Origin of the sequence: Streptomyces arenae (assembly GCF_022343545.1) — a bacterium.
Classification (GTDB): domain Bacteria; phylum Actinomycetota; class Actinomycetes; order Streptomycetales; family Streptomycetaceae; genus Streptomyces; species Streptomyces humi.
On the sequence record NZ_JAKQYH010000087.1, the window covers coordinates 300282 to 322524 of the forward strand.

19 protein-coding genes and 1 rRNA gene are annotated in these 22243 nt (G+C 70.3%); 15 read left to right on the top strand and 5 right to left on the bottom strand.

Translation table 11 applies throughout. The features are described 5' to 3' along the window. The first annotated feature begins 50 nt into the window (after positions 1 to 50). Positions 51 to 3746 (top strand): glycosyltransferase family 2 protein, encoded by a 3696-nt coding sequence (locus tag MB828_RS40670; RefSeq protein ID WP_301652532.1) that lies wholly within the window; start codon positions 51 to 53, stop codon positions 3744 to 3746. Further along, positions 3743 to 5245, top strand: coding sequence for a DUF5719 family protein (locus tag MB828_RS40675; protein ID WP_301652533.1), 1503 nt, complete (start codon positions 3743 to 3745; stop codon positions 5243 to 5245). The genes MB828_RS40670 and MB828_RS40675 overlap by 4 nt, the downstream gene beginning before the upstream one ends. Before the next feature lie 14 nt (positions 5246 to 5259). Here MB828_RS40675 and MB828_RS40680 read toward each other — a convergent pair whose 3' ends face one another. After that, on the bottom strand, positions 5260 to 6306 hold the full coding sequence (locus tag MB828_RS40680; RefSeq protein WP_301652534.1) for a DegT/DnrJ/EryC1/StrS family aminotransferase: 1047 nt from the start codon (positions 6304 to 6306) through the stop codon (positions 5260 to 5262). Between the two features lie 8 nt (positions 6307 to 6314). Continuing rightward, entirely contained in the window at positions 6315 to 7298 is a 984-nt protein-coding gene (locus MB828_RS40685; protein ID WP_301652535.1) for a GDP-mannose 4,6-dehydratase, read from the bottom strand. Between the two features lie 246 nt (positions 7299 to 7544). Between MB828_RS40685 and MB828_RS40690 the strand changes: the two genes are divergently transcribed. The 4 genes from MB828_RS40690 to MB828_RS40705 all read left to right on the top strand — a co-directional run bounded on the left by MB828_RS40690 (position 7545) and on the right by MB828_RS40705 (position 11608). After that, positions 7545 to 8948, top strand: a complete 1404-nt coding sequence (locus tag MB828_RS40690; RefSeq protein ID WP_301652536.1) for a hypothetical protein — start codon at positions 7545 to 7547, stop codon at positions 8946 to 8948. 113 nt (positions 8949 to 9061) lie between these two features. Beyond that, positions 9062 to 10207 (top strand): fructose-bisphosphatase class II, encoded by a 1146-nt coding sequence (locus MB828_RS40695; RefSeq protein ID WP_301652537.1) that lies wholly within the window; start codon positions 9062 to 9064, stop codon positions 10205 to 10207. A gap of 40 nt (positions 10208 to 10247) precedes the next feature. Beyond that, positions 10248 to 11048: an HAD-IIB family hydrolase gene (locus MB828_RS40700; protein ID WP_301652538.1), complete on the top strand. Its 801-nt coding sequence runs from the start codon at positions 10248 to 10250 to the stop codon at positions 11046 to 11048. Further along, on the top strand, positions 11045 to 11608 hold the full coding sequence (locus tag MB828_RS40705; protein WP_301652539.1) for an NUDIX hydrolase: 564 nt from the start codon (positions 11045 to 11047) through the stop codon (positions 11606 to 11608). The genes MB828_RS40700 and MB828_RS40705 overlap by 4 nt, the downstream gene beginning before the upstream one ends. Before the next feature lie 45 nt (positions 11609 to 11653). On the opposite strand, the gene MB828_RS40710 is transcribed toward MB828_RS40705, so the two are convergent. After that, positions 11654 to 12106: a metallopeptidase family protein gene (locus MB828_RS40710; RefSeq protein ID WP_301652561.1), complete on the bottom strand. Its 453-nt coding sequence runs from the start codon at positions 12104 to 12106 to the stop codon at positions 11654 to 11656. Between the two features lie 340 nt (positions 12107 to 12446). On the opposite strand from MB828_RS40710, the gene MB828_RS40715 reads away from it, so the two are divergent. From MB828_RS40715 to MB828_RS40745, 7 genes are all read left to right on the top strand, one after another. Next, complete coding sequence (locus MB828_RS40715) at positions 12447 to 12821, top strand: DUF3499 domain-containing protein (protein WP_046730276.1); 375 nt, start codon at positions 12447 to 12449, stop codon at positions 12819 to 12821. Positions 12822 to 13160: 339 nt separating this feature from the next. Next, positions 13161 to 13331, top strand: coding sequence for a Trm112 family protein (locus tag MB828_RS40720; RefSeq protein ID WP_071659429.1), 171 nt, complete (start codon positions 13161 to 13163; stop codon positions 13329 to 13331). 53 nt (positions 13332 to 13384) lie between these two features. Continuing rightward, entirely contained in the window at positions 13385 to 14512 is a 1128-nt protein-coding gene (locus tag MB828_RS40725) for an SIS domain-containing protein (protein WP_301652540.1), read from the top strand. A 143-nt stretch (positions 14513 to 14655) separates the two neighbouring features. Next, positions 14656 to 15807, top strand: a complete 1152-nt coding sequence (gene manA / locus MB828_RS40730) for a mannose-6-phosphate isomerase, class I (RefSeq protein ID WP_301652541.1) — start codon at positions 14656 to 14658, stop codon at positions 15805 to 15807. Positions 15808 to 15942: 135 nt separating this feature from the next. Next, entirely contained in the window at positions 15943 to 16923 is a 981-nt protein-coding gene (locus MB828_RS40735) for a cation diffusion facilitator family transporter (protein WP_301652542.1), read from the top strand. 293 nt (positions 16924 to 17216) lie between these two features. Further along, positions 17217 to 18674 carry an adenosylhomocysteinase gene (gene ahcY, locus MB828_RS40740; RefSeq protein ID WP_046730272.1) on the top strand — a complete coding sequence of 486 codons (1458 nt, stop codon included), beginning with the start codon at positions 17217 to 17219 and terminating at the stop codon, positions 18672 to 18674. A gap of 106 nt (positions 18675 to 18780) precedes the next feature. After that, positions 18781 to 19398: a hypothetical protein gene (locus MB828_RS40745; RefSeq protein ID WP_301652543.1), complete on the top strand. Its 618-nt coding sequence runs from the start codon at positions 18781 to 18783 to the stop codon at positions 19396 to 19398. A 39-nt stretch (positions 19399 to 19437) separates the two neighbouring features. On the opposite strand, the gene MB828_RS40750 is transcribed toward MB828_RS40745, so the two are convergent. Continuing rightward, the gene (locus MB828_RS40750) at positions 19438 to 20394 is read right to left on the bottom strand and encodes an RDD family protein (protein WP_301652544.1); all 957 of its coding nucleotides are present in this window, start codon (positions 20392 to 20394) and stop codon (positions 19438 to 19440) included. Between the two features lie 130 nt (positions 20395 to 20524). Between MB828_RS40750 and MB828_RS40755 the strand changes: the two genes are divergently transcribed. Beyond that, positions 20525 to 21532: a stage II sporulation protein M gene (locus MB828_RS40755; RefSeq protein WP_046730269.1), complete on the top strand. Its 1008-nt coding sequence runs from the start codon at positions 20525 to 20527 to the stop codon at positions 21530 to 21532. 109 nt (positions 21533 to 21641) lie between these two features. Here the strand turns inward: MB828_RS40755 and MB828_RS40760 are convergent, their stop codons facing one another. Next, entirely contained in the window at positions 21642 to 22070 is a 429-nt protein-coding gene (locus MB828_RS40760) for a hypothetical protein (RefSeq protein WP_301652545.1), read from the bottom strand. A gap of 49 nt (positions 22071 to 22119) precedes the next feature. On the opposite strand from MB828_RS40760, the gene MB828_RS40765 reads away from it, so the two are divergent. Next, positions 22120 to 22243, top strand: a 16S ribosomal RNA gene (locus MB828_RS40765); the annotation flags it as partial.

The following is a 22243-nucleotide window of genomic DNA, read 5'->3' on the forward strand; positions in this document are numbered from 1 at the left end:
CGCGGGCGCAGGAGTCCACCGCAGTCCACCGAACCGGGGCCCGTACCTCGATGTCCGTGCACAGCCACACGGCAGCACAAGGCACAGCTGCCACAGCCGCGTTTGACCCGACCCGGCCACCCGAGTTCCCGCGCCACGTGGTGACCGCGGTCCTCGTCGCCCACGACGGTGCCCGCTGGCTGCCCGACGCGCTCGCCGGTCTCCTCGGCCAGGAGCGCCCCGTCCAGTACGCGGTCGCGGCCGACACCGGCAGCGCGGACGACTCCGCCCGGCTGCTCACCGAGTCCCTCGGCGACAACAACGTCGTGCACCTGGCCCGGCGCACCGGCTTCGGCCAGGCCGTCGAGGAGGCCGGCCGCACCGCGCCCGTGCTCACCCCGGAGGAGCTGCCGTACCTGAAGCGGCCCAGCGGCTGGGACCCGGTCACCCGGCAGTGGCGCGACGACGCCTACGACATGCCCGAACTGCCCTACGGCGAACCGGTCCAGTGGCTGTGGCTGCTCCACGACGACTGCGCCCCCGAACCCGACGCCCTCGCCCAGCTGCTGCGGGTCGTCGACAACGAGCTGGAGCTGGGCCGTGACGACGTGGCGGTCGTCGGCCCCAAGCTGCGCGGCTGGTACGACCGCCGGCAGCTCCTCGAGGTCGGCGTCACCATCGCCAACTCCGGCCGCCGCTGGACCGGCCTGGACCGCCGTGAGCAGGACCAGGGCCAGCACGACCACGTCCGGCCCGTACTGTCCGTGTCCACCGCCGGCATGCTGATCCGCCGCGACGTCTTCGAGGAACTCGGCGGCTTCGACCGCCGGCTGCCCCTGATGCGCGACGACGTCGACCTGTGCTGGCGCGCGCACAACGCCGGCCACCGCGTCCTGGTCGCCCCGGAAGCCGTCGTCCGGCACGCCGAGGCCGCCTCCCGCGAGCGCCGCACCGTCGACTGCGCGGGCCGCACCACCGCCTCCCCGCACAAGGTCGACAAGGCCGGTGCCGTCTACACCCTGCTCGTCAACGCCCGTACCGCGGCGCTGCCCTGGCTGCTGGTCCGGCTGGTCCTCGGCACCCTGCTGCGCACGGTCGCCTATCTCGTCGGCAAGGTCCCCGGACAGGCCCTCGACGAGATCCGCGGCCTGCTGGGCACCCTGCTGCGACCCGAGCGGATCATCGCCGGGCGCGGCCGGCGCGGCCGCTCCCAGCTCGACAAGGGCGAACTGCGCGCGCTGTTCCCGCCGCCCGGCGCCACCGTCCGGGCCACCGTCGAACAGGTCGCCGGCAACCTCTTCGGCGCCGACGACGAGATCTCCGCGGCCGGCCGGCACGGCGGCGCGGTCGAGTCAGGACCCGGCGGCGACGACGCCGACTTCCTGGAGATCGAGCAGTTCGCCCGCCTCAAGCGCATCGCCCGCAAACCGGGCCCGGTGCTCTTCCTGGTACTCCTCCTGGTCTCGCTGGCCGCCTGCCGCTCCCTGCTCGGCAGTGGCGCGCTCGCGGGCGGCGCCCTGCTGCCCGCCCCCGGCAGCGCGGGCGCCCTCTGGTCCAGCTACCTCGACGCCTGGCACGCGGTCGGCGCCGGCGGCACCCCCGCCGCGCCGCCCTATCTCGCGGTCGTCGCCTCCCTGGCCACGGTGCTGTTCGGCTCGACCGGCCTCGCCGTCACCGTGCTGCTGGTCGCCTCGGTGCCCCTGGCCGGTTTCACCGCCTACTTCGCCTCCCGGCCGCTGGTCACCTCGCGGCTGCTGCGCGCCTGGGCGGCCGTCGCCTACGCCTTCCTCCCGGCCGCCACCGGCGCCCTCGCGGGCGGCCGCATCGGCACCGCCGTCCTCGCGATCCTGCTGCCGCTCGTCGCCCGCGCCGGCATCGCCGCCGGCGGACTCGCGAACTCCTCAGGGGCACGCGGAAGTTGGCGCGCCACCTGGGCGTACGCGCTGCTGCTGACCATCACCACCGCGTTCACACCGATCGTCTGGCCGATCGCCCTGGTCCTCGGCATCGCCGTGCTCGCCGTCCGCCGCACCGACCTGGTCGCCTCCGGCCTGCGCCTGCTGACCCAGCTCGGCACCCCGCTGCTGATCCTCGCCCCCTGGTCGCTGACCCTGCTGCCGTCCGGCTTCTTCAAGGAGGCCGGGCTGGAGTACGGCGCCTCGGCGGCCTCCGCCCTCGACCTGCTCGGCGCCAGCCCGGGCGGCCCCGGCACGCTCGACGGCCTGATGCTCATCGGTGTCGTCCTGGCCGCGCTCGCCGCCCTGCTGCGCTCCGAGCGGCAGTCGGCGATCCGCACCGCCTGGGCGGTCGCCCTGGTCGGCCTGGTCTTCGCGGTCCTCTCCAACAGCTCCACCTGGGCGGGCCCGGCCACCCTCGTCTACGGCATCGCGATCCTGTCCGCCGCCGCGCTCGGCGCCGACGGGGCGCGCTCGCGGGTCGCCGAGCAGAGCTTCGGCTGGCGCCAGCCGGTCGCCGCCCTGATCGCTTTCGCCTCCGCCGCCGGTCCGCTGCTGCTGGCCGCCGGCTGGATGATCGCGGGCGCCGACGGACCCGTCGAGCGCCGGGACCCCACCCAGGTGCCCGCGTTCGTCGCCGAGGACAGCACCACCAGCGACCAGGTCCGCACCCTCGTCCTGGACAGCGACAGCACCGCGCACGTGGACTACATGCTGGTGCGCGGCTCCGGCGCCCGCATGGGAGACGCCGAGGCGGTCGCCGCCGACGGCGAGAACGCCAAGCTCGACAAGGTCGTCGCCAACCTGGTGGCCGGCTCCGGCGCCGACCAGGCCGACCAGCTCGGCGGGTTCGCGGTGCGCTACGTCCTCGTCCACAAGGGCGCCCCGCGCGACGTCACACGCGTCCTGGACGCCACGCCCGGTCTGACCCGGCTCAGCCAGCAGGACGGCAGCGCCCTGTGGCGGGTCGACCAGCAGGTCTCCCGCGCGATGATCGTCTCGGCGAACGGCTCCGGCACGCCCACCCCGGTCCCCGCCGGCGCCGTCGACATCCACACCACGGTCCCGAGCGGCGCCGACGGCCGGATCCTGCGCCTGGCCGACACGGCCGCACCCGGCTGGACGGCCACCCTGGACGGCAAGCCGCTCACCGGCACCACCGTCGACGGCTGGGCCCAGGGCTTCGAACTGCCCTCCTCAGGCGGCACGCTGGACGTCACCTACGACACCCCCTTCACACACACCGCCTGGCTGTGGGCGCAGGGCGCGCTCGCCGTCGTCCTGGTCGTCCTCGCCCTGCCCGGCCGCCGCCGCGACATCGACGACGACCTTCCCGAGGAGGAGCCGGTCCCCGCCCAGGCCGTCGAGGGCGAGGGCCGCCGCGCCCGCCGGCTGCGCGCCCAGGCGGAGGCGGAGGCCGAGGCCGGGACCGAGGAGGAGCCGACCTCGCAGGAGGACGGCGGCTTCCCGGCGGCCGAGGAGGAGCAGCCCCGGGCCGACATCCCGCAGCAGCAGTCGTACGACGAGTGGGACCCCGCCTCCTACCCGGGGGCCGACGCCTACGACACCGGTTACGCCGACCAGTACCAGAACACCGGCCAGTACCAGCAGGGCTACGACCAGCAGACCTACGACCCGTACCAGACCGGCCAGTACGACCCGTACGCCTACGGCGGGCAGCAGGGCCAGGGCACGTACGACCCGACGTACCAGCAGGGCTACGACCCCGCCTACGATCCCGCCTACGACCCGGCGGCCCAGCAGCAGCCCCGCGGCACCGGCGGCGAGCACCACGACGGGAGCCAGCAGTGAACCGCACGACCCTCTCCCTGTTCGCCGGTACGGCCGCGCTCGCGGCGGTCACCGGGTTCGCCACGCTCAACCAGCCGGCCGCGTCCTCCGAGCACACCGCCGAGGCGGCCGCCCAGCTGCCCGTGGAGCGCACCAGCCTGCTGTGCCCGGCACCCAGCCTGTCCGACATCGCGGACACCTCGTACACGTCGTTCACGCCCGTCACCAAGGGCACCACGAGCGACGGCAAGGCCGAACTCCAGGCGGCCACCGAGCAGTCGGCGGACGGGACGGGCAGCAGCGGCGGCGGCAAGAAGAAGAAGGCCGCCAAGCCGGTGCTGACCCCGAAGGCACCCGGCACCCCCGTCACCGGGGACACCTCCGGTGCCGACGGGCCCGCCTATGTCGGCACCGCCGAGGGCAAGTACGCCCCCGGCTGGACGGTCCAGGAGACCACGGAGGTGGCGGCCGGCACCGGGCGCGGCCTCCAGGGGGTCAACTGCACCGCCGCCGACACCGACTTCTGGTTCCCCGGCGCCAGCACCGCCGCCGGCCGCACCGACTACGTGCACCTCACCAACCCGGACGACAGCGCCGCCGTCGTCGACATCGAGCTGTACGGCAAGGACGGCCAGCTCAAGTCCACGGTGGGGGAGGGCATCACGGTCCAGCCGCACGCCAGCGAGCCGGTCCTGCTCTCCACGCTCGCCGACGAACGGCAGACCGACCTCACCGTGCACGTGAACGTGCGCAGCGGCCGGGTCGGCGCGAGCGTGCAGGCCCTGGACGACAAGACCGGCGGTGACTGGCTGGCGGCCTCCGCCGACCCGGCCGCCGCGCTGGTGCTGCCGGGCATCCCCAAGGACGCCACCGACGTCCGGCTGATCGCCTTCACCCCCGGCGACTCCGACGCCGACCTGAAGGTGCGACTGGCCTCCCCGGACGGCACCATCACCCCCGCCGGCAACGAGACGCTGCACGTGAAGGCCGGTATGACCACCGCGACCGACCTCGGCGACGTCACCCGCGGCGAGGCCGGCTCGCTGCTCCTGACGCCTTCCGACCAGTCGGTGCCGGTGGTCGCCGCGCTGCGCGTCACCCGGGGCAAGGGCGACAAGCAGGAGACCGCGTACATCCCGGCGGCCGCGCCGGTCGGCACGCGCGCGACGTCCGCCGACAACAGCGGCAAGGGGACCACCCTCTCGCTGACCGCCCCCACCGGCACCGCACAGGTCAAGGTCACGGCGTCGGCGGGCAGCGAGGGCGGTACGGCGGTGTCCAAGACGTTCACCATCAAGTCGGGCACCACCCAGGACGTCGACGCGCCCGTCCCGTCCGGCCTGAAGGGCACCTACGCGCTGACCGTGGAGCCGGTCTCCGGCGGCCCCGTCTACGGCGCCCGCACCCTGGCGGCCACCGAGGACGGCATCCCCGGCTTCACGATCCAGACCCTCCCGGACGACCGCGGCACGGTCGCCGTACCGGAGGCGGACCAGGACGTGGCGGTGCTTCAGAAGTAGGTCGGTGCAGGAGATCACAGCATCAGCTCGGCCACTTCCGTCACATCCTCCGGGGTCATGTGCGACCAGGTCGGCAGCCACATGGCGGTACTGGAGACCTCTGAGGCGACGGGACAGGGGCGTGGGGCATATCGGCGGTACAGCGGCAGGTCGGACAGGGCCGGCCAGACAGCTCGGGCGTCGACACCGTTGCGCCGAGCCTGTCTTATGGCGGCATCGCGCTCGTCGGAGGTGGTGCAGTACAGCCAGCACGACGGTGCCGCCCATGACGCTTTCGGGCGCGGCCGGAAGCCATGACCGTTGAGGTGAGCGTCGTAAAGACCGGCGGCCGCGAGTCGGCCGGTCACCAGTTCGTCCCAGCGGTCCACCTGGGCCGCCCCCACGGCAGCGGTCAGATTGGTCATCCTGCCGTTGCGGCCGACCACTTGGTGGCGGTACCCGTCCCCTGCTCTCATTCCGTGATGCGCGATGAGGCGAACCCGGTCGGCAAGTTCCGGATCGTCGGTGAGGACGGCTCCGCCTTCGCCGGTGGTGATGACCTTGTTCGCGTGGAAACTGAAGACCGACGCCGTTCCGAAGGCGCCCGCATTCCCGTCGGCGGTCCGTGCTCCGTGGGCTTGGGCCGCGTCTTCGACAATTGGCAGACCGAGTTCAGTGAGGCGGCCGTAGTCGCATGGATGGCCCATGAGGTCTACTGCGATGACGGCTTTGGTCCGGGACGTCAGCAGCGCGGGAACCGCTTCGGGGGCGATGGTCCAGCTCTCGGCGTCAATGTCACAGAGAACCGGTGTGGCTCCTACGCTCAGTACCGCGGCCGCGGGAGCCGCGAAGGTGAAGGCGGGAACGACGACTTCGTCCCCGGGACCGACGCCGAGTGCCGACAGGAGTATTTCCAGGGCTGTGGTGCCGCTGGACAGGGCCGTTGCGGACAGTCTGCCTGTGCGTTGTTCCAGCGCCCGCTCGAAGAGGTCTACGAAGGGGCCCGTGCCGGATATCCACCCCGATGCCATCGCCTCCCTGACGTTCTCGGCTTCCTGACCGCCCAGCGTCGGCTGGGACAAGGGGAACCTCATGCTGACCCACCTCGCACACGGTCGTCAGTCGAATGATCGCCGCGGTGTTGAGTCGCCTGTGGCCGAAGCGGTGACCACCCCTCCTCGGAAGTAATCACACCCGCAGTGCCGAGAATGTCGGCGAGGCTGGTGGCGAGAGGTGTGGAGGCTCGCCATCCTGTCCGTAACCAGGTCTTCCTGGTGTCACCGATCAGGCTCGGCGCGTCAGCGCCGCGGTTCAGACCAGGATCTTGTCGATACTGCAACCGGGGGTCCACAAGAGAGATCATCGTCTGGACGATGGTGCGGACCGGGACGCCGATCCCGGAGCACAGGTTGTAGACCTCGCCGGGGCTTCCGCGTTCCATCAGCATGCGGAGGCCGCGAACCGCGTCCCGGACGTCCAGGTAGTCCCGTCGAGCGTCCAGGTTTCCCACGCTGATGTGGGTACCGCCGGACCGCCTGGCGGACGCCAGGCGGCGCGACAGAGATGGGAGCAGGTAGTCCGCTCCCTGTGCGGGCCCGATCACGTTGAAGGGCCGTATGACGATTGCCGGTAGTCCGTGCCGGGTCACGTAGTGGCGTGCCATCGATTCGACCGCCAGTTTGCTTGCGCCGTACGGCGAGACCGGGGCGGGGACTCGCTCTTCACCGATCGGCGAGTCCAGACGGGCCCCGTCGAACACGCTTGCGCTGCTCATGACGATGGTTCTGGCGCCCGGGCAGGCGGACCTTACGGCCCTGAGGAGTGAGAGGGTGCCCCAGGCATTGGTGAGCCATGTCCGTTTGGGGTCCTCCCACGACTTTTGCACGCTGGCTTGGGCCGCCAAGTGGTAAACGTGAACGGGCCTGATGTCGTCCAGCACCCGCGTCAGTCGTGCCGTGTTGTTGATGTCACAGTGCGGCAGGTCGATCTCTGTCACCTCCTCGTTCATGGAACGGAGGAGGGCGGACAACTGAGATCCGATGAAGCCCGAGGCCCCGGTGACGACAACTCTCATCGCAAGGTGATCGGCAGGATCATGTCGCTCCAGACGCTGCCCGTCGAGTGGGCTGGAATCATAGAGGGCCGCTACCAGGACTGGTCAACAGTGCGTTGACCGAACGGGGTTGAGCAGCCGACAAAGTTCAAGCGGGCGGGTGCCTGCGCGGAGTCGTCTCGCAGAGGATGCGCCCGATCCGCTTGCCGAGCCGATACCTTCGAAACCGATCGTTGCTCGCCCCCGCAACTGCCGGAGGAGTCTGTAGTGGACCATCAGTTGGCAGTGCTCACCGATCTCAGCGATGTCCCCGAACCGCCCGCTGCCGACCGACTCCGCATCAGCGGCTGCTCAGTCGTCGTCCACTTCGCGCATCGGCTGACCGAGGGGTCGGATTTCGCGGAGGCCTTCACGGGCGGAGGGCTGCGCGAGATTGAGGACGACCGCTCCTATCAGAACAAGGTGCGGCCTGGTTCCGGGCTGATGTACTCGGCCCTCTTCGACGCCGGGGCCCTGCCGGCGGCGCTCGCGCGGATCGTCGGCAGCGGTCACTCCGCCGGACTGCGGCAGGCCGCGATGACCCTGGGTGGGGAGTACGTCGTGACGGCCCTGCCGCTCCTCCTTTCCGTTCCTGGACCGATCACGCAGGAAGCGGCTGTGGTCGAGCTGACGTCTCCCCTGACGATCGACACACTTCTCCGCTTCGTCTCCTTGCTCGGTGACCCAGATATCTCCCGGACGCTCGCAGAGCAGTCTGCCGAGGGGCTGGCGCGCGCCGCCGGACTGGCACACGACGACATAGACAGGACGTGGCTCGTAGAGGGGTCCATCGCCGTCCAGGTGTGGAATCTCGATGGAACCCAGAACCGGGCGAGTGCCGACCTGTACAGAGGTGTGGACGAATCCGCCGACTACGCCTGGGAGATATCCGCACTGCTCTCCTACGCGACAGACCATCTGCTGGAGGACGGCTTGTGGCTGCGTCGCAGTCCGCAAAGCGTGTTCGGCCACGTCCGGACAGGCATGGCCTTCTTTGACGATCACATGGTGTTCGTCAACGCCGACTGCTGCCTGGAGATGGCGCATCTGCCGGCGTGGCTCCGAGGCAGGTCGCAGTTCCGTCTGTCGCAGTATGGGTACGACTCCTCGTCCATCTTCGTGTGGGCGGTGGGAATCCTGCGAAGAGTCGTCTGCGACGATCTCAGCGCTCGCTACCGGTCGATCCTCGCGGATCTCGCGATGCGGAGCGCCATAGGCCCTGCCGAGCAGTCGCTGATGACCCGTCGAAGAGTGCAGCATGCCGCGCTCATCGACCGGTGCACCGGTTTCAGGGAGAAGCTGATCGAGGGCCGGAACCGGAGTCTGGACGAATGGGCGGTACAGGAGCGGCCCTCCGGCCAGGTGCTGGCCGGGCTCTGCAGAGACATGGAGAAGTGCGAAACGGTCTCGCTGGGCCTTCTCCGGGTGCGCGAAGAACAGGAGAAGAACCGGCGCGACTCCTTGATCGCTGTCATGGGGATCGTGCTCGCCGTCGTGCAGATCCCTGACTTCGTCAACCAGGTAGCCGAGTGGCTGGGCACCCGGCGATGGGGACTGCTGGGGGCGTCAGCAGCCCTGATCGTCGTGCCGCTCGCAGTGCTCCTCAGGGAGCGACGACGCAGGTCACGGTGAACGTCGCCATTCGCCGCCGTCGCCCTGGCAGCCGGACCGCCGACGCCAGGGGTTACCGGAGAGGGATTATGAACGAGGTTCTCAGTAGGACTGTCCAGGCATGTGACGATCGCGTGGTCGATGTCGCCGTCCACTGGTCGCACCAGGGTGGCAAGCATGCCGACAGCACTGGTGATCCGGGCGTCGGGGCACCGGACACGGCGGAGATGCAGGAGGACGCCTACCTCGTCGCCGCGATGGCCTCGGCCGCCCTCGGAGCCGCGGAGGCCCGAAGCGACTTCGCCGACGGCATGTCGTTGAACGACCGAAAAGTTTCTGTGGACGGGGCAGCCACCGAGGCAGCGGAGAAGATCCTTCGCCAGGCACCCTTCCGCATCCGTGTCGCGGCGGGCGAAGGAGAACGCGATGACAGCCCGGGTGCCCACAGTGGCCAGTGGCTGGGTCTCCAGAATGAGACGTTGGCCAAGGTCGACGCAGTCTTCGACTACGTGGACGGCACCGAGCTGGCCGCGGAGAATCTGCCGGGGGCGTTGACCCTTGGCGGCTTCGGCAGCGACGTCCGGGCGGTTCCGGACCTCCAGGCGTACGCCGTCCTCGCTCCGGTCGATGTGTTGGAGGACCTCGACCTCAGGCCCGTTCCCGAGGTCTCTGTCATCCCAGTGCTGGACCGTATCGCCAAGGCCGTCGGGAAGAGTCCGGCCTCGCTGACGGTGTCCACTCACTCTGTCGCGTCCAAGCCGATGCACAGCACCCTCGTCGAACTCATGCGCGAACTGGGGAGCGAGGTGCTCGTTCCCGAGCGAGTCACCGTCGAACCGCCGTACCTTCTGTCCCTCATCGGGCTGAGCCGGCCACGGATCGACACCATGATCGGCGCTATCGGCCTGTCCGAGCTGGCCTTCGCCGCCGGCTTGATCGATCTGATCGCGCCTGATCTCGCCTTCGCCTTCCGTCTCGCCTCGATCGCGGGGCCACGAGCGGAGCCCGACTTGACGAACCTTGACGCTTTGTTCAAATTTTCCGAGGATGAGGAGATTGCTCTCCGGAGGAGTGGCTGGGACAAGGACCGCCCGTACACGAGCAAAGATCTGGTGCGGCCGGGAAGCAGCCGGGCCGCCGCGCTGTTTGCTGTCACGGACAATCCTGCTCTGGGGATCCGTGGGCCACGGCCCGACGAGGAGGGCGTGGTCCGTGTGGAGGGGTTCCTGGTAAAGCAGGCCGCAAGGGTCGGCAGAATCAGGCTCGGCTACCGGCGATGAGTCCCCGGCCGGCGACGAGCACGAAGAGAAGGATTGCGCATTGGAACCGTCGACTCGCATCGTGGTGTTCGACCTGGACGACACACTTGCCCTCTCCAAGGCGAAGATCTCCCCCAGGATGGCCGAGTGCTTGATGCGTCTCCTGTCCCAGCGGCAGGTCTGCATCATCTCGGGGGGCCGGTACGAACAGTTCCAGACCCAGGTGCTGGAAGAGCTGCCACTCACGGCCGACCTTGCGGAACGACTCCACCTCATGCCGACGTGCGGTACGCGTTACCTCAGATGGCGATCGGACGGCTGGCAGGACATCTACTGCGAGAACCTCACCGAGGAGGAGAAGTTCCTCATCGTCAGCGTGCTCACTGAAGGGGCAAAGGCGCTGGGGCTCTGGGCGGAGGACACCTGGGGCGAGGTGATCGAGGACCGGGGCAGCCAGGTCACCTTTTCGGCGCTGGGGCAGCAGGCCCCCCACCAGGCGAAGGCTGCCTGGGACCCCGATGGGTCGCGCCGCAGGGCGCTGCGGGAGTACGCCGCGAAGCGTCTGCCCGACCTGGAGGTCCGTAGTGGTGGCTCCACCTCCATCGACGTCACCAAGAAGGGCATCGACAAGGCCTACGGCATGCAGCGGCTTCTGGAGTACCTGGACCTGCGGATGGAAGAGGTCCTCTTCATCGGAGACCGGCTCGACGAGGGCGGCAACGACTACCCGGTCAGGGAGATGGGCGTGCCGTGTGTCGCCGTCACCAGCTGGGAGGAGACCGCCGACTACATCGACGCTCTCCTCGAAGCGGAGTTCGTTCGCCCCGGTCCCCCGCTCCTGGCTCCGCTGGACCTGCGGTGACCGAACCCTGGCCGGACCAGAGCCCGTCCGGTGGGTCAGAGGGCTGGGAAGAGCTCTCCCGGACCACGGTGTACGCGGCGTACGGCCGATCCGTGGTGGAAGCGAGGTACCGCTTGCCGTCCGGTGAGCAGGCCACGTTCAGTCTTCGTGAGGACCGGCCGAGCGTCGCGGTCCTCGCCTTCACGACGGCCGGCGAGATCCTCGTCACCAGGCAGTTCCGGCCTGGCCCCGGGCAATTCCTGTTCGAATTGCCCGGTGGCTATGTGGATGCGAATGAAACGCCGCTCAACGCCGCGGAGCGTGAACTGCTGGAGGAAACCGGGTACGGCGGCGACATCGAGGTGGTGGGGCACTGTTTCGCCGACGCGTACAGCTCGTCCATGAAGTTCTGCGCGATCGGCCGGGCCTGTGCACCGCGGAGTCGTCCGGACCCGGAGGGCACGGAGTTCATCGAGGTGCTGAGCGTCCGGCCGCAGCTACTGCGTGAGCTGCTGCGGGCCGGGAATTTCACCGACGTCGACCTGGCATACATGGGCTTGGACGCGCTTGGCCTGCTGTGACCCGCGGCGTGGTGACGCCGAAGGGCAGCCTGGAGATCGGAACGCTCAGTCCTCGCCGTACCGGGGATCCACCGTCTCCGGGGTGAGGCCGAGCAGTTCGGCGACCTGCTCGACGACGACCTCGTGCACCAGCGCCGCCCGTTCGTCGCGTCCCTTGGTGCGGATCTCGACCGGCCGCCGGTAGACGACCACGCGCGCCCGGCGTCCCTCGCGCGCGGGGATGACACCGCCCAGCGGCACCGCCTCGTCGCTCCAGCCCTCGTCGTGCCGGTCCTGGAGCCGGGGCACCTCCAGCACCAGGAAGTCGATGTCGGCCAGCTGCGGCCAGCGCCGTTCCAGACGCTCCACGGAGTCCTGCACCAGATCCGCGAACGCGTCGGCGCGGCTCGCGGCCAGTGGCACCTGGGGCGGTGCGATCGGTCCGCGCATCCCCCGACCGTGGCGATCGCGTCGACGAGGCCCGGAGCCGGCGGCACGGGGCGGTACACGGTTGTCCATCACTGCTGAAGCGTAGTCCTCGAGGGCTCCGGCCGCGCCGCTCCACGCTCCGGCGGCCCTTCGGCGGAGCTCCGTGCGACATGTCGCAGGATGACCGATCCAGCCAAGGTCCGGCTCGTTTCCGTATCTCCACACGTCCGGCGAGCTCAAGGCGATTGGCGGGGTTTGTACCGGCTCATGACCGGACGCGGTGTCGGCCGGGTGGCCGTACCACGCCGTCCGTGCAGGTCAACCGGGCGTGTCCGGAGCGGTATGTGGGGCGTTTCACAGTACGACACGGTGGGGTGACCTGGGGCAGAGTCGTCGCGGCCCGCTCAAGAGTGCGGTACCGTCCAACGTCGTGAGCCCTGTACGTCGCTGTTCGCGAACCGCCTGCGGCCGACCCGCCGTCGCGACGCTGACGTACGTCTACGCCGACTCGACCGCGGTCCTCGGCCCGCTCGCCACCTACGCCGAACCCCACTGCTACGACCTGTGCGCCGAGCACTCCGAGCGCCTCACCGCCCCACGCGGCTGGGAGGTCGTCCGTCTCCTCGACGCCTCCGCCCCCGCGCGGCCGAGCGGTGACGACCTGGAAGCGCTCGCCAACGCGGTGCGCGAGGCGGCCCGTCCCCAGGAGCGGGCGGCCGAGGCAGGTGGCGGCGGACGCGGCGCGGACCCGAGGGAGGTCGCGCGACGCGGCCATCTGCGGGTGCTGCGGTCCCCGGACAACTGACGTACTGGTTAATTCCCACCCCGCTCGGCGTGGTTGATCTCCGCTTGCGTCCCGTTCATCTCGATTGCCGAGGGCAGCCCGCCACCTCCCGCTGCCGGTACTGGGTGAACGCTGCCGTTGCGGAGGTGGCGTCCGCAACGGATCCGCCGGCGGGCGCCGACGCTGGAAAGACGGTGAGGCAATGGTCTGACGCCGAGGCGCGGGCCCCGAGTCCCCGCCGACCTCCGGGTCGCCGGTGACCCGGCCGTGTCGCCCCGCCGTCACCCGAGGTCAGCCCCGGCCACCCCACCGGCGGTACCCTGACCGCACGCGAACATCCCGCCCCCGAAGGGAAACCCCATGCCGCTCGAAGCCGGCCTTCTGGAGATCCTCGCCTGCCCGGCCTGCCACGCCGGCCTCAAGGAGCAGGACACCGAGCTGATCTGCACCGGCCAGGACTGCGGGCTGGCGTACCCCGTCCGCGACGGCATCCCCGTCCTCCTCGTCGACGAGGCCCGCCGCCCGGCGTAGCAGCACCCACAACCGCACACGCACCAGGACCCCGGCGACCGGAGGCCGCTTTCATGCTCGACGAATCGCTGCTCGACACCCCGGAAGCCCTCGCCGAGGCGGACCGCCGAGGTCTGCTGCGCGGCGCAGCCGAGGCCGGCGCCCGCGTCCGTACCGCGGCCCGGCACGCCACCGAGGCCGGTGTCCAGGAGCTGAAGCCGGACGGCCGCCCGCGAGCCGTCCTGATCGCGGGTCCCGGCGTCGCCGCCACCCACGCCGCCGACCTCCTCGGCACCCTCGCCGGCCCCGGCAGCCCCGTCATCCGCCTCGCCCCCACCGGCGTCGCCCCGGCCGCGGGCGCCCTGCGCTGGGAGCTCCCCGGCTGGGCCGGCTCGGTGGACCTGCTGCTGATCGCCACCCCGGACGGCGCCGAGCCCAGCCTCTCCCTCCTCGCCGACCAGGCGTACCGGCGCGGCTGCTCGGTGGCCGCGGTGGCCCCGGCAGGCACCCCCCTCGCGGAGGCCGTGGCCGGTGCCCACGGCATGTTCGTACCGATGGCGACCGCCCCGTACGATCACGGCGAACCGCTCGCCGGTTCCTCCCCGGGCGTCCTGTGGGCGCTGCTCACCCCGCTGCTCGCGCTCCTCGACCGCATCGGCCTGGTCACCGCCCCGGCGGACGACCTGGAGAAGGTCGCCGACCGGCTGGACCACGTCGCCGAACGCTGCGGTCCGGCCATCGCGACCTACAGCAACCCCGCCAAGACCCTCGCCGCGGAACTCGCCGACGCGCTCCCCGTGGTCTGGACGGAGGGCGTGTCGGCCGGTTCCGCGGGCCGCCGTTTCGCCGACGCCCTCGCCGAACTGGCCGGCCGTCCCGCCCTGGTCGCGGAACTTCCCGAGGCCCTGGCGGCGCACAACGCCCTGCTCGCCGGGCCGCTCGCCGCCAGCGCCGACCCCGACGACTTCTTCCGGGACCGGGTGGACGAGCCGCCCGCGCTGCACGCGCGCGTGGTGCTGCTCCGCGACCGCCCCCTCGGCGGCCTCACCGCCGCGCCCGCCGCCCGCGACCTCGCCCTCGGCCACGACACCCCGATCAGCGAACTCGAACCCGAGGCGGGCGACGAACTGGAGACCCTGGCGGAGCTGATCGCCGTCACGGATTTCGCCGCCGTTTACCTCGCGCTCGCTTCCGGGGCCTGAGGTGGACACCGGCCCCGGCCCCGCCGCACCGAGCACCCCCTGAGGCTCGTACGGCAGTCGGACCGGTGGCCGAACACAGGGTGAACACGACCGTCGTACGACCGTCGTCCGCAGACCGCACCGGCAGAGCGCAGAGAGAAGTCATGGACCGCCTCGACAACACTGTCCGTCCCTACGCCTGGGGTTCCCCGACCGCCATCCCGAAGCTGCTCGGGGTGGAGCCGAGCGGCGAGCCGCAGGCGGAGATGTGGATGGGCGCGCACCCCGGCGCTCCCTCGCGCACCGCGCGCGGCACGCTCGTCGAGATCATCGACGCCGACCCGAAGGCCGAACTGGGCGAGGGCGCCGTCGCCAGGTTCGGCCCGCGGCTGCCCTTCCTGCTCAAGATCCTCGCCGCCGGCGCCCCGCTCTCCCTCCAGGTCCACCCCAACCTGGAACAGGCCAGGGAGGGTTACGAGGACGAGGAGCGCCGAGGTGTCCCCGTCGACGCCCCGGACCGCAACTACAAGGACGCCAACCACAAGCCGGAACTGATCTGCGCACTCACCGAGTTCGACGGTCTGTGCGGCTTCCGCGCCCCCGAGCAGGCCGCCGAACTCCTCGACGCCCTCGGTGTCGACTCCCTCAAGCCGTACGTCGACCTGCTGCGCGCCCACCCCGAGGAGGCGGCGCTGCGCGAGGTCCTCACCGGGATCCTCACCGCCGACCGCGAGGAGATGGCCCACACGGTCGCCGAGGCCACCGCCGCCTGCACCCGCCTCGGCGGCGACCACGCGCCCTACGCCGGCATCGCCCACCACTACCCGGGCGACCCCGGCGTGATCGCCGCGATGCTCCTCAACCACGTCCGCCTCCAGCCCGGCGAAGCGCTCTTCCTCGGCGCCGGCGTCCCGCACGCCTACCTGGACGGCCTGGGCGTCGAGATCATGGCCAACTCCGACAACGTGCTGCGCTGCGGCCTGACCCCCAAGCACGTCGACGTCCCCGAACTGCTGCGTGTCGTCCGCTTCGAGGCGGGCGATCCGGGCGTGCTGCGTCCCGAGGCCGCCCCGGACGGCGAGGAGGTCTACGAGACGCCGATCGACGAGTTCCGGCTCTCCCGGTACGTCCTGCCCGAGGGTGCCGCCGCCCACGACCTGACCCTGCCGACCCCGCAGATCCTGCTCTGCACGGCCGGTACGGTCCGCGCGGGTGAGTACGACCTGGGCCCGGGGCAGTCGGTGTTCGTGCCGGCGGCCGAGAAGGCCGAAGTGTCCGGCGCGGGCACGGTGTTCCGCGCCACGGTGATCATCTGAGCCGGAATGTACGGCCGGTTGGATTGTCGTACCGGGGGTGTGGATACCTGACGAGTCGCCCCCGGACAGGGCTGCAAGAATGACCCACCGGCAAAGCACGGGCAAAGACGAGTACCGAAGGGACCACGCGGACACATGAGCGCGTCAGGCGGCACCAGGGCGATCGTGGCGGCACTCGGCGCCAACCTCGCGATCGCGGTATCGAAGTTCGTGGCGTTCGCGTTCAGCGGCTCCTCGTCGATGCTCGCCGAGGGCGTCCACTCGCTCGCCGACTCCGGCAACCAGTTCCTGCTGCTCATCGGCGGCAAGAAGGCCCAGCGCGAGGCGACCCCGCAACACCCCTTCGGCTACGGCCGCGAGCGGTACATCTACGCCTTCCTGGTCTCGATCGTCCTCTTCTCGGTCGGTGGCATGTTCGCCATCTACGAGGGCTACGAGAAGATCAGCCACCCGCACGAGGTGGAGCACTGGTACTGGCCGGTCGGCGTGCTCGTCTTCGCGATCATCGCCGAGGGCTTCTCCTTCAAGACGGCCATCAAGGAGTCCAACGAACTGCGCGGCAAGCTGTCCTGGTCGCAGTTCATCCGCCGCGCCAAGGCCCCCGAGCTGCCGGTGGTCCTCCTGGAGGACTTCGGCGCCCTCATCGGTCTGGTCCTCGCCCTCGGCGGCGTCGGCCTCGCCCTGCTCACCGGCGACGGCACCTGGGACGGCGTCGGCACCGTCTGCATCGGTGTCCTGCTCGTCTCGATCGCCCTCGTCCTGGCCGCCGAGACCAAGTCCCTCCTGCTCGGCGAGGCCGCGGGCGTCGAGGAGGTCAAGAAGATCGAGACGGCGATCGTCGACGGCGACACCGTGACCGGCATCATCCACATGCGCACGCTCCACCTCGGCCCGGAGGAACTCCTCGTCGCCGCCAAGATCGCCGTCCGGCACGACGACACGGCCGGCGAGGTCGCGAGCGCCATCAACGCCGCCGAGTCCCGCATCCGCGCCGCGGTCCCCATCGCCCGCGTGATCTACCTGGAACCCGACATCTACAGCGAGGCCGAGGCCGCCAAGGGCCCCGACCCGGAAGCCACCCCGGGCGGCCCGAACCCCCACCCGGCCGACCACTGACCCCCGCCCCCTCACCCCGCCGGCCACGCTCGCCCCTCCTCGAACGGCGTGATCTGTTCGAAGGTGGACTGGGGGCCGCCCGCTCCTCCGGTGTAGCTTGGGACGGAGCCAGACGTCGCTGCTGATGGCGGTCGGGCGGTCCGCACGCGGACCGGCCGAGGGAGAGAGGGCCTCCGACGGACTGCGCTGCGCGCACGCGGGCATGCCTGTGTCCTCCTTCGGGCACCCCTGTGTCCGCCGCCGCGCAGAACAGCCGTACCCACCCTCGACCCGAACCCGAGGAGCAGTTCGCAATGACGACTGTCGACAACCGACAGGACTTCAAGGTCGCCGACCTCTCCCTGGCCGACTTCGGCCGCAAGGAGATCACCCTCGCCGAGCACGAGATGCCCGGCCTGATGTCGATCCGCAAGGAGTACGCCGACGCCCAGCCGCTGGCCGGCGCCCGCGTCACCGGCTCCCTGCACATGACCGTGCAGACCGCCGTCCTGATCGAGACCCTGGTCGCCCTGGGCGCGCAGGTCCGCTGGGCCTCCTGCAACATCTTCTCCACCCAGGACCACGCGGCCGCCGCCATCGCCGTCGGCCCGAACGGCACGCCCGACAACCCGCAGGGCGTCCCGGTCTTCGCCTGGAAGGGCGAGACCCTGGAGGAGTACTGGTGGTGCACCGAGCAGGCGCTGACCTGGCCGGACAGCCCCACCGGCGGCCCCAACATGATCCTCGACGACGGTGGTGACGCCACCCTCCTCGTCCACAAGGGCGTCGAGTACGAGAAGGACGGCAAGGTCCCGTCCGTCGACACCGCCGAGTCCGACGAGCACCGCGTCATCCTCGAACTCCTGCACCGCACCATCACGGACGGTTCGCAGAAGTGGACCCAGCTGGCCTCCGAGATCCGCGGCGTGACCGAGGAGACCACCACCGGCGTCCACCGCCTGTACGAGATGCAGCGCGACGGACAGCTCCTGTTCCCGGCGATCAACGTCAACGACGCCGTCACCAAGTCGAAGTTCGACAACAAGTACGGCTGCCGCCACTCCCTGATCGACGGCATCAACCGCGCCACCGACGTCCTGATCGGCGGCAAGACCGCGGTCGTCTGCGGTTACGGCGACGTGGGCAAGGGCTGCGCGGAGTCCCTGCGCGGACAGGGCGCCCGCGTGATCATCACCGAGATCGACCCCATCTGCGCCCTCCAGGCCGCGATGGACGGCTACCAGGTCACGACCCTCGACGAGGTCATCGACAAGGCCGACATCTTCGTCACCACGACGGGCAACAAGGACATCATCATGGCCTCGGACATGGCCAAGATGAAGCACCAGGCCATCGTCGGCAACATCGGCCACTTCGACAACGAGATCGACATGGCCGGCCTCGCCAAGATCCCCGGCATCGTCAAGGACGAGGTCAAGCCGCAGGTCCACACCTGGACCTTCGCCGACGGCAAGGTGATCATCGTCCTCTCCGAGGGCCGCCTGCTGAACCTGGGCAACGCGACCGGCCACCCGTCCTTCGTGATGTCCAACTCCTTCGCGGACCAGACCCTGGCCCAGATCGAGCTGTTCACCAAGCCCGACGAGTACCCGGTCGGCGTCTACACGCTGCCCAAGCACCTCGACGAGAAGGTCGCCCGCCTGCACCTGGACTCGCTCGGCGTGAAGCTCACGACGCTGCGCCCGGAGCAGGCCGCTTACATCGGCGTGCAGGTCGAGGGTCCGTACAAGTCGGACCACTACCGCTACTGAGTCACCGCCGCTGAGCTCACCGAGGCAGGCCCCCGCACCCCCGTGCCGGGGGCCTGCCCCTTTGGCGAACCGTCGCGGCCTCAGCCCGTCAAGACCCAGGACCCCCATGCCCCGCGGCCGTTATTCGCTCCACGATCCGCACGATCGCACCCCCCTCGGTGAAGAACACTTCCAGTGCGCTCCCGGGCCCTCCGGCTGGCGTTACGTCTCCCAGGTGACCGCCCCCTCCGGCGACCACCGCGGCTCGGTCGATCTCGCCCTCGACGAACTAGGCCGCCCCATCCGCCTCGAACTGCACGCCGGAAGCTGGCAGGTGCGCGGCGCCGCCCTCGACGGCGTCACCTGGGTCCGCACGGACCCCACCGGCACTCAGGCCACCGAAGGCAATGTGCGCGCCCACGCCTTCACCGGCACGTCCCCCGCGTTCCTGATCGCCACCGCTCGTCTGCTGCGCCTCACCCCTTCCTCCGCCGCGACCCGGGTACGCCTGGTGGCCTTCACGGATCCGGTCCTCGCCCCCCGCACCGTGGACCAGTCCTGGGCCTTGCTGAGAAGAGAAACACACGCCACTGACAACGGCCCCCTGACCGTGGACGAGTACCAGGTCACAGCCCTGGACACGGGCGAACAGCACACCGTGCACGTCACCGGGGACGTGGTCCTGGCGGCCCCCGGGATCGAGCTGGAGGACCTCCAGTCACCGCCGTCCGCCTTCGACGACTGACGACTGACGACTGACGTTCGGGCAGGGGAGCGGCTCCGGCTAGGCCGGCGGCACGAACCCGGTGGAAGGCCGCTCGGTCGCCGTCGGCGGGGGCGCGGCCACGGGTGCGGCCATGGGCCCGGACACCGGGGGCTGGGCGACCGGCGGCGGGAAGGGGGCCGGTACCGCCGCCCCGGGCTGGTACGGCGACGTCGCCCCGGGCTGGTACGGCGACGGGAACGTGGGGATCTGCGGTGCCGGAGGCGCGTAGCCGACGAACGCCCGCCGAGCCTCGCGGGCCTGCCGCTCCTGCACCACCGCCGCGAGATACGCGGCCGGCGGCACGTCCGCCGGTGCCGGAGCCCCCGTCCGGTTCGCGAGATCCGCCGCGAGCTGCTGGGCCATCGCCCAGGAGACCTGCGGATCCAGCTGCTGCATCCGGGTCAGGTACTGCCGGACGGCGAGCCACAGCCCGTCGGGTACGGCAGACAGGTCCAGTTCGGCGAACCGCCCCGCCAGCCAGGGCGGAGGCGGCGGAACGAACCGGGTCTGCCCCACTGGCACCCGCTCCCGGACCACCAGGGTCCCGGCGAAGACGTCCCCCAGCCGCCGGCCACGTGCCGACACCAGCGAGGCGACACAGGCGACGACCCCGAACGTCATCAGGATCTCGACCACACCGAGCGCGCCACGCACCAGCGCGTGCCGGAACCGAATGGGCCCGCCGTCGTCGCGTACGACACGCAGCCCGCACGCCAGCTTGCCGAGCGACCGCCCGTGGCTCAGCGTCTCGACCGCGATCGGCGCTCCCACCAGCAGCAACAGGAAGGCCGCGATCGACAGTGCCGTCTGCGCGGCCTCGTCCAGCGAGGCCGTGGCCGCCACCAGAGCGATCGACGCCCCGACGAACACCACCATGGCCACGATCAGGTCGAGCAACACCGCCAGCGCCCTGCTGGGCAGCCTCGCGGGACGCAGTTCGAGCGCCACCGCCTCGCCGGTCACCAGCTCACTCACGCCCGCCGCCTTCCCCTGGTCTGCCCCGTACAGCGCAAGTCTGCCAAGCTGAGCGCACATCGCGCCCCAGTACGACAAGCTGACAGCTACGACAGGCAGTCGACGACCAGCCGAGGAGCAGGCAGACCCGATGGATCTCGACGTCTTCGTCTCCGCACACCGGGCCGAGTGGGACCGTCTCGACGCGCTCCTGCGCCGTCAGCGGCGTCTCAGCGGAGCGGAGGCCGACGAACTGGTCGCCCTGTACCAGCGCACCGCCACCCACCTCTCCCTCATCCAGTCCAGTGCCCCGGATCCACAGCTCACCGGCCGGCTCAGCCAGCTCGTGGCCCGCGCACGCAGCGCCGTGACGGGAACGCGCCGGGCCTCCTGGCGGGATGTCGTCCACTTCCTGGGGCAGGGATTCCCGGCCGCCGTCTACCGCTCCCGCCACTGGTGGGTCCCCACCGCGCTCATATCCACGGCCGTCGCGATCCTGCTGGGCTGGTGGATCGGGACCCACCCGGACGTGCAGTCGACCATCGCCGCCCCCAGCCAGCTCCGCGAGCTGACCCGCCCCGGCGGCGAGTACGAGACCTACTACTCCAGCCATCCCGCGGCCTCCTTCGCCGCGCAGGTGTGGACGAACAACGCGCAGGCCGCCGCGATGTGCCTGGTCCTGGGCGTCTTCCTGGGCCTGCCGGTGCTCTGGATCCTCCTGGAGAACATGCTCAACCTGGCTGTCGGCTTCGGCCTGATGTCCTCGGCCGGCCGCCTCGACACCTTCCTGGGACTGGTCCTCCCGCACGGGCTGCTCGAACTGACCGCGGTGTTCGTGGCCGCCGGCACCGGTCTCCGCCTCGGCTGGACCCTCATAGACCCAGGCCCGCGCAGTCGTCGTACCGCGCTGGCCGAAGAGGGCCGCGCTGCTGTGGGCATGGCGATCGGGCTCGCCCTGGTCCTGTTCGTCTCGGGGGCCATCGAAGGCTTCGTCACCCCCTCCGGCCTGCCCACCTGGGCCCGCATCGGTATCGGCGTGGTCGCTGAGCTGGCCTTCCTGGCCTATGTCTTCGTCCTTGGCGGCCGCGCCGCCCGTGCGGGGCAGACGGGTGATCTCGGGGAGACCGAGCGCAGCGCGCTCGTGCCGACGGCCGCCTGATGTGCGGAGAGCCCCCGTGAGCTGCTAGTCTCCTCTTCGCCCCGGAAGACCTGTTGACACGGGTTGGGTGGGGAGGTAGATTCAAACAGTTGCCTAGAACTGGATAGGTTCAGGGCCGATCGTTAGAATCGATCTGCTTCACAACGGAGAGTTCTCTCCGAGACATTGAAGCCACCCCCGATTTACTCAGGAATGAGTGGCCGGTCAGACCGGCCAAGAACTTCTGATAAAGTCGGATCAGCCGATAAGGAAGCCGGAAGGCAACCAAAAAGGCAAAGGCCTCCAACGGCCACCGGAAATGAATTCCGACCGGAAACGGAACGGAAAACGGATCTGGTAAGGTTGGAAACACCGAAGGGAAGCCCGGAGGAAAGCCCGAGAGGGTGAGTACAAAGGAAGCGACCGTTCCTTGAGAACTCAACAGCGTGCCAAAAGTCAACGCCAGATATGTTGATACTCCGTCTCCGGCCGACATCGGCTGGGACGTGGTTCCTTTGAAGAAATAACACAGCGAGGACGCTGTGAACGGTCGGATCATTCCTCCGATCGTTCCGCTCTCGTGGTGTCGTCCCGATTACGGGAAAACATTCACGGAGAGTTTGATCCTGGCTCAGGACGAACGCTGGCGGCGTGCTTAACACATGCAAGTCGAACGATGAACCACTTCGGTGGGGATTAGTGGCGAACGGGTGAGTAACACGTGGGCAATCT